The sequence below is a fragment of the Arthrobacter sp. AOP36-A1-22 genome, assembly GCF_052377615.1.
Taxonomy (GTDB): domain Bacteria; phylum Actinomycetota; class Actinomycetes; order Actinomycetales; family Micrococcaceae; genus Arthrobacter_H.
This window is the reverse complement of record NZ_JBQSWX010000021.1, coordinates 53,974-61,178: the sequence shown is the minus strand read 5'-3', so window position 1 is coordinate 61,178 and position 7,205 is coordinate 53,974. Positions and strand designations below refer to the sequence as shown.

The window sequence follows — 7,205 nt, the reverse complement described above, 5'->3', positions numbered from 1 at the left end:
TCTAGGCCATGCTTCGCGGCGACATAGGCACTCTTATAGGCGGAGGCGCGCAGCCCATGGATGCTCGAGAGGTTGATGATCCGCCCGAACCCACGTTCATACATGCCCGGAAGCACCGCACGGATGAGCAGGAAGGGCGCTTCGAGCATGAGCCGGTGGATCAGCCGCCAGTCGTCGGGAACGAATTCGTGCACGGGGTTGATGCGCTGGATCCCTGCATTGTTCACCAGGATGTCCGCTTCCAGGCTGAGGTCCTCCAGCGCCGAGGTGTCCCCCAGGTCGATCTGCCATGCCTTGCCGCCGATCTCGGAGGCGACCTGCTCGGCAGCTTCCCCGTTGAGGTCCGCGACCGTGACCGTTGCACCACGCTCGGCAAAGGCCCGGGCACATGCGGCTCCGATGCCGCTGGCTCCCCCGGTGACGATTGCCTGGCGTCCCTGCAGATATCCGCTCATTGCTTTGCTCCCGTTCTCGCACTTCACGCTGTTCCAGCGATCATCGAAGGCGGCCGGCCAAGCAGCACGCCGTTGATCGCTGCACTCGGATCATTGCACGGCAGCGGTGGAACTGTCAGGGGACGGCGGCCTCTGCGGGGCGTCGTGACGGGTGTTATTCGGCGTGTTCATGCCGGGCGTTGGCCCGCCAGCGGATTCCTGCGTCGATGAAGTCGTCGATCTCCCCGTCGAAGACGGCACCGGTATTGCCGACCTCGTGCTCGGTCCGCAGGTCCTTGACCATCTGATACGGGTTGAGCACGTACGAACGCATCTGATCGCCCCAGGAGGCCTTGACGTCACCGGCGAGCGCCTTCTTCGCCGCGTTCTCTTCTTCCTGACGCGCCAAGAGGAGCCGGGACTGCATGACGCGCAGGGCGGCGGCCCGGTTCTGGATCTGGGATTTCTCGTTCTGCATCGAGACGACGATCCCGGTGGGGATGTGGGTCATCCGCACGGCGGAGTCGGTGGTGTTCACCGACTGGCCTCCGGGGCCGGAGGAGCGGAACACATCGATTTTGAGCTCGTTGTCGGGGATCTCTACCGAGTCGGTCTTTTCGATGAGCGGGATGACTTCAACAGCAGCAAAGGAGGTCTGGCGACGTCCCTGGTTGTCGAAGGGACTGATCCGCACCAGCCGGTGGGTACCTGCCTCGACGGATAACGTCCCGAAGGCGTAAGGGGCATTGACCTCGAACGTCGCGGACTTCAGGCCGGCTTCCTCGGCGTAGGAGGTGTCCATGACCGTCGTCGTGTAGCCGTGGCGTTCGGCCCAGCGCAGATACATGCGCATGAGCATGTCGGCGAAGTCTGCGGCATCAACACCACCGGCGCCGGCACGGATGGTGACCACCGCGGCCCGCTCGTCGTATTCCCCGGCAAGCAGGGTGACGACTTCGAGCTGGCTGAGCGCCTTGCGCAGGGACTTCAGCTCCTTCTCGGCTTCGGCCCGGGAGTCAGCGTCGTTTTCCTCTGCCGCGAGCTCGACCAGGACCTCAAGGTCATCAATGCGGGCTTCAAGCCGCTCGATCTTGCCCAGTTCGGATTGCCGGTGGGAAAGCTTGGAGGTGATGACCTGCGCCGCAGCGGGATCGTCCCAGAGGTCAGGGACACCAGCCTGTTCGGATAGCTCGGAGATATCCGTCTTGATCCGCTCGATGTCGGTGACGGCTTCGATGGAGGCGAATGTATTGCGCAGGTCGCGGATTTCCGCGGGAAAGTCAGTAGAAGCCATGATCTTCCAAGACTACGTCATCTGGTGAGTCCGGTTCGGGCACTGGACTCGACGCTGATGGGAATCCCCTCGGGGACGAACCAACCAATAATGGGTGGGCGCACCACCGCGCTCAGGCGCACGACCGCTGTGGTGTCGTCTCCGCTGGAGCTGGCGCGCGCCAGGGCGAATCCGTCGAACCTCTCCGCCGCACCCACGTCGGCCACGTACTTGGCGGCGGCCGCCGCCACTCCTTCGTCGCTCAGACGCAAGTCCAGGGCACCGTCTTCGCCATTTTCCTCCACTTCGAAGCTGTCGGCCGCAGCCGTGACGGCACTATCGGCAACGCTCAGGAGTTTGCGGGCCTGCGTGTTGACCAGGGTTGCAGCCAGGGTCGCGCTGACGGCGAGGAGCACTATCAGTACATAGCCGATGATCAGGATCATCGATTGTCCGGTTTCCTCGGTCATGGGGGGTCGGTGGCGGCCCCACGCCCCGTGCACTCTGCGGCACCCGGGGCGGTGTCCGGTGAACCATCGTCTTCCGGTGGACATGTTCGACTCACCCATACCGATCAACGCGGACGGTTGCCGACGAGGAAGACCGCCCGAAATCAAGGTCCACTCCTGGTGGCAGGTACGGCAGTCCCACACGAATGGAGACATCCACCGTCACCGTCGACCCCGGCTCAAGGCAGGACGGCGAACACCGGTATTCCATCGTTGCCGCCTGGGAGTCCACGGCAAGATTTCCCAACGCCACCTCAACCGCGTTCCTGGCCCGGGCCGCCCCTTCCGTCTCGGTATCGGCAGTCGCGAACGTCCTTGCAGCATGGTCTGCAGCACCGACTGCAGCGAAGGAGGCAGCCTGCAACTGCGAAGCGCTGATGATGAGGTAGGTGACCGGAACCAGCAGGAGGACCCCGAGGAAGATGAATTCAACCATGGAGGATCCACGTTCCGATGAATGCCCATCGGCCCACGTCTGGCGGATTCGTTTCATGAGCTCCCTATCCGCCATATCGCGCCGCTTCCCCGCTGACATGCAGATGCCCACCCACCGCAAAGTACCCCAGCAGTGGTAAGGGAGTGCTGACTGTTATCTTGAGCCCAGGCTGACCGCCGATGGTCGTGGCTGTGAATTCGACGTCCTTGTTCAGTCCCGGCCCCAGCGAACCATCGATGAGTTCCCTCGTACGCTGCGCCCCCTCAGCCGGTGAACGATCAGCCAGTGTGCCGAACCGCGCTCCCGACGCGGCGGCGTCCATCAACGTGTTGCGTACGTGCAGGACAAGTGCCAGTTGCAGAACGGAGACGAACAGCATCGTCAACAGGGCAGATACCATGACGAATTCCGCGACGGCGGAACCGTTCTCCGGACCGGCTTCCGCGCCGTGCTTCGTGCGACACCTGTCGGCATGCTGCAGAGTCTTCATCGAGGCTATCTCGTCCTGGCTCCTCCTAGCCGAGACCGGATACCCGGTTGATGGCCTGGTTGAACAGATCGCTCAATCGCGGGCCCGCGACGGCGAGCAGCGCCGCCACCAGCACCGCAGACATCAGCGTGATCATGACCCACCCAGGTACATCTCCCCGTTCGTCATCGCGAAACCGCGAGCCGAGGCCTTGGACCCTGGCCATGCAGATCAACGTCGCCGTCAATCCGAGTGCCCTGGCTTGGCTCCATGCGTACTTCATTGTGTTGTGCCTTCCTGCTAGATGGCTGGATGCCGCGGATAAGACCCCATTCGGCATTCAGAGGTTCATGTCGATCAGCGAGAGACCCGGATAGACGGCGAAGACGATGGTGAGCGGGAGCATGCCGAAGACAACGGGGATCATCATGCTGATTTCCTTACGCCCGGCAGTCTCCATCAACTCTCTTTTGGCTGCGTCCCGGACATCTTGGGCTTGGGCCCGCAACACTTCTGCCAATGGCGTCCCGCGCTCTGCTGCGACCGTGATTGCGTCGGAAAATCGGGTCATTGCGTTGAGATCAAGTCTTCTGGCCAGCCGTTGGAACGCCGTTGTCATGGGCGTTCCGGATCGAACATCCGCCAATAGGGCCTTGAATTCGTCCGGTAAATCGCCTTCGGCAGTGCTGCAGATACGCTCGATGGCCCCCACTGTGCTCTCCCCCGCCCCCACGGCCAAGGCGATGAGTTCGGCAATGCTCGGAAACTGCCCCAGAATCCTCCGGCTCCGTCGGGTCCCCAGCTCCGTGAGATGCCATTCTCGGAACGCAAATCCCGCTACCCCCGCGATCAACAGCACCGTGATTGCCAGGACCCCGTTGAAGTTCCCCCTCGCCGCCGATGCGACAACGAAAATGCTTCCCAGCAGAAGTCCGGCACCTGCATAAGTCAATTGCGATATCCGGTATTCGGTAACGCTCGCCACCAGTCCTGCCCGTTGGAGCCGCCGTTGAATTCCTCCCCCAGCCGGATTGAAACGGTTCAACATGGTGACAAGATCCTTCAGGACCGGCCAGAGGATCTTGACCAGCGGACCCAGTGGCGTTTCCGCCGCAACTTGACCGGGGCGGGTCCCGGAAGGATTCGCGGCCGGGCGCAATTGCCCGGAAATGCGATCTGAGAACTTCACCCGACGCAGGGCGGGAAGTCTCACAAAACACAACCAGAGTCCTGAGCCCAGCAGCAGCCCCAACGCCAGGGACCAGGCAATTGAGCCCGTCATTTGAGGATTCTTTCCTCGGAGGGCAATGTCCCAATACCCAGCATGATCCTGTAGCACAAGAAGGAAATGAACAGCCCGCCCAAAAGTACGACGGCGCCTCCGACCGTTGAATATGCTTTGACCGCTTGTGGCTGGGACGCCATGAGTAGCAGGATCACCCAGGGAGCAGCGACGGCCAGGCGCGCCGCGTTCACCGTCCATGACTGTCGAGCTTCGAGCTCGCCACGGGTGCGGGCACTATCGCGGAGGAACCCGCCCAAAGTCCCCAGCATCTCTCCCAGATCCGAGCCACCGACCTCGCGGGTGATCATCAGGGCCGCAACGATCTTGTCGGCGACGGGATCTGCCAGTCGGTACCGTAGTCGCTCCATCGCATCAACAAAATGCGACGTTGCCCGGTAGTCGAGCCCGAATTCCGTAAAGGCCGGCCGGAGTTGCTCGGGGCCTTGAACCCCCAATTGCATCAGCGCCTCCGGCAACGACAGACCGGCCCGGATGGCCGACCGAAGATGGTCGACCACATCCGGCCATTGCTCCCGGAGCACCATTGCTCGCTTGGCTGCACGCCAGCGGACGACCAACATCGGGACGAGTGTGCCAAAAGCTCCGAATATGGGAGCGATCAGCGGCGACAACGTCACAACAAAGACGATCACGGCGACGATGACGAAACAGAGCAGCATGGCAGACATGAAGCCAGCGACACTGACCTTATCCAGTCCGGCACGCAACAGCAGCGCCTGGATTCGGCGCTTCCGTGGTTTCGCCGGCTTCGCTGGTTCGCTCCAGCATGCCTGCCAAACCAATAGGAGTCCCAGGCCCAAGACCAGCCCCCAGACCAAAGTCATTGTCCGACCCCCAAGAGCAAGGTCGGGTCGATTCCAGCGTTGTCGAACTTGTCGTGGGCCAGATCCGCCGACGGAGCCATCCGTAGTTCGCCGTCGGTCCGTTTGAACGTCGTCGAGGACTCGATGATGCCGTTTTCGACCCTGCGACCTAGCTTGATGATCTCGGAAACCCTGCGATGCCCCGCAGCACTCCGCTCGCAGTGCACCACCAGGTCGATGCAGGAGGCAACGGTCGGCAGCACGAAATTGGAGTTGATGTTTTCTCCGGCCAGCAGGGGCAGCGTACAGATTTTCGTGACGGCGTCCCGGGCGGAGTTGGCGTGAACGCTAGCCATCCCCGGAAGTCCCGAGTTCATCGCGATCAGCATGTCCAACGCTTCTGCTTCGCGGACTTCTCCGACAATGATCCTGTCCGGCCGCATGCGCAGAGCCTCCTTGACGATGCGGCGCATGTCGATTTGGCCGTGACCTTCCAAGTTCGACTGGCGGCACTGCATGGCCACTACATCGCGCAGTGGAATCTTGAGTTCAAAGATCTCCTCCACCGTGATGACTCGCTCGCGGCTACCGATCCCCGAAGCCAGGCAATTCAGCAGCGTAGTTTTTCCTGCCTGTGTGGCCCCGGAGACCAGCACATTGAGTCCAGCCCCAACAGCGGAGTGCAAATAGTCAGCGGCCTGTCGGCTGAGCGATCCCAGCTCAACCAGATGATCAAGGCGAGATGCCCTGGCAATGAATTTCCTGATGTTGACCGACCAGTGTTTTCTGGTGATATCCGGGATGACCACGTGCAGACGCGACCCATCCGGCAGCGCGGCATCGACAAAGGGTGTGGATAGGTCCAGGCGGCGGCCCGACGTCTTCAACATGCGTTCCACCAGGATCCGCACATGCCCGTCGTCCAACCGAATCGAGGTCAATTCAGAACTGCCGCCCCGCGCAGCAAAAACCTCCGAAGGAGAGTTGATCCAGATCTCCTCGACCTCCGGGTCATCCAATAGCGGCTGCAACGGCCCGAAGCCCGCGATGGCGTCGAAGACCGATCTGCCTGCTTCCTCCAGGTCCCCGAGTCGTGGCAGCCCTTCCAATAAGGATCGTTCATCGTAGTCACGCACTGCCATGTCCACGATCCGACGGATCTCGGCGACATGTTCGGAAGGGTCCAGTCCCCGGCGCCGAACACGCTCGCGTGCCTCGTCCTCGATGGTGCGTTGTCCGTCCACCTGCATCTCCCGTGCAAAGTTCTGGGCACAGGACTTGATACCCGTGGTGTCCTCCGCTGGGACAACTCTTGTGACGTTACCCACACCGCATGCATCAAACAAGGGATTAGGCCCATGTGTGGAAAATCCTTGTGCATGTTATCCACAATATTTCGCTAATAAATATTGCGCTTGTGAATCCGGGCTAACGTGACCTGGAGCCGGGGATCATTGAGCGAAAGGCGCTTTCACATGACACTTCACGTCGCCGTCGTCCGACAGCCCTGGGGCCCGTTCGACGCTGCCCGGACAACGAGTTTCGAAGTCACCGGCCCCGACGGTCTATCGGGGGCCGAGCTGGGAAGTGTCCTGACCGATCTGGGCTACGCGCGACTCCGTCTGGCCGGTGGCGGACAGCTGGATCAGGTGGAACAGCTCCCCACCGAGGGGATGGTGACCCTCACACCGTTCAGCCGACCATTTTCACCTCCGCCTACGCCCTCCGAAATATGGCTGGTTGCCATCAAAGGACCGGATTGTGGTCCCCGTCTGCTCCTGACCCGCGGGAGATACTCCATCGGACGCGGTGACTGCGACCTGGCTACTTCCGATCCCGGGCTTTCCCGCCACCATGCCGACATCATCGTCGACAAGACCTCCATTGCACTTGTGGAAACCACTGGTCCACGATCAACCGGACGCGGTGTCTCAAAACCAAGGAAACAGTTCCTCGGCGCCGACGACGAGTTCTC

At 61.7% G+C, this 7,205-nt stretch carries 9 protein-coding genes and 1 pseudogene; 1 reads left to right on the top strand and 9 read right to left on the bottom strand.

What is annotated here, in order from left to right; all coding sequences use genetic code 11:
- The 9 genes from ACT3S2_RS12400 to ACT3S2_RS12360 form a co-directional block, all read right to left on the bottom strand.
- The coding region (locus ACT3S2_RS12400; RefSeq protein ID WP_444555100.1) for an SDR family NAD(P)-dependent oxidoreductase at positions 1–455 on the bottom strand (455 nt) is incomplete at its 3' end.
- 154 nt (positions 456–609) lie between these two features.
- Complete coding sequence (prfB, locus tag ACT3S2_RS12395; protein ID WP_444555101.1) at positions 610–1,728, bottom strand: peptide chain release factor 2; 1,119 nt, start codon at positions 1,726–1,728, stop codon at positions 610–612.
- Between the two features lie 17 nt (positions 1,729–1,745).
- Positions 1,746–2,177, bottom strand: a complete 432-nt coding sequence (locus ACT3S2_RS12390) for a hypothetical protein (RefSeq protein WP_444555102.1) — start codon at positions 2,175–2,177, stop codon at positions 1,746–1,748.
- Between the two features lie 91 nt (positions 2,178–2,268).
- On the bottom strand, positions 2,269–2,652 hold the full coding sequence (locus tag ACT3S2_RS12385; protein WP_444555103.1) for a hypothetical protein: 384 nt from the start codon (positions 2,650–2,652) through the stop codon (positions 2,269–2,271).
- Between the two features lie 64 nt (positions 2,653–2,716).
- Positions 2,717–3,142, bottom strand: a complete 426-nt coding sequence (locus ACT3S2_RS12380) for a TadE family protein (protein WP_444555104.1) — start codon at positions 3,140–3,142, stop codon at positions 2,717–2,719.
- A 25-nt stretch (positions 3,143–3,167) separates the two neighbouring features.
- A complete protein-coding gene (locus tag ACT3S2_RS12375) occupies positions 3,168–3,347 on the bottom strand; it encodes a hypothetical protein (protein WP_444555148.1) in 180 nt (59 codons plus the stop codon).
- A 114-nt stretch (positions 3,348–3,461) separates the two neighbouring features.
- Positions 3,462–4,403 carry a type II secretion system F family protein gene (locus ACT3S2_RS12370; RefSeq protein ID WP_444555105.1) on the bottom strand — a complete coding sequence of 314 codons (942 nt, stop codon included), beginning with the start codon at positions 4,401–4,403 and terminating at the stop codon, positions 3,462–3,464.
- A complete protein-coding gene (locus tag ACT3S2_RS12365) occupies positions 4,400–5,251 on the bottom strand; it encodes a type II secretion system F family protein (protein WP_444555106.1) in 852 nt (283 codons plus the stop codon). Before ACT3S2_RS12365 ends, ACT3S2_RS12370 begins: the two co-directional genes overlap by 4 nt.
- Positions 5,248–6,474: a CpaF family protein gene (locus tag ACT3S2_RS12360; protein WP_444555107.1), complete on the bottom strand. Its 1,227-nt coding sequence runs from the start codon at positions 6,472–6,474 to the stop codon at positions 5,248–5,250. The genes ACT3S2_RS12365 and ACT3S2_RS12360 overlap by 4 nt, the downstream gene beginning before the upstream one ends.
- A 231-nt stretch (positions 6,475–6,705) precedes the next feature.
- On the opposite strand from ACT3S2_RS12360, the pseudogene ACT3S2_RS12355 reads away from it, so the two are divergent.
- A pseudogene (locus ACT3S2_RS12355) lies at positions 6,706–7,173 on the top strand (FHA domain-containing protein); the annotation flags it as partial.
- Positions 7,174–7,205 lie beyond the last annotated feature (32 nt).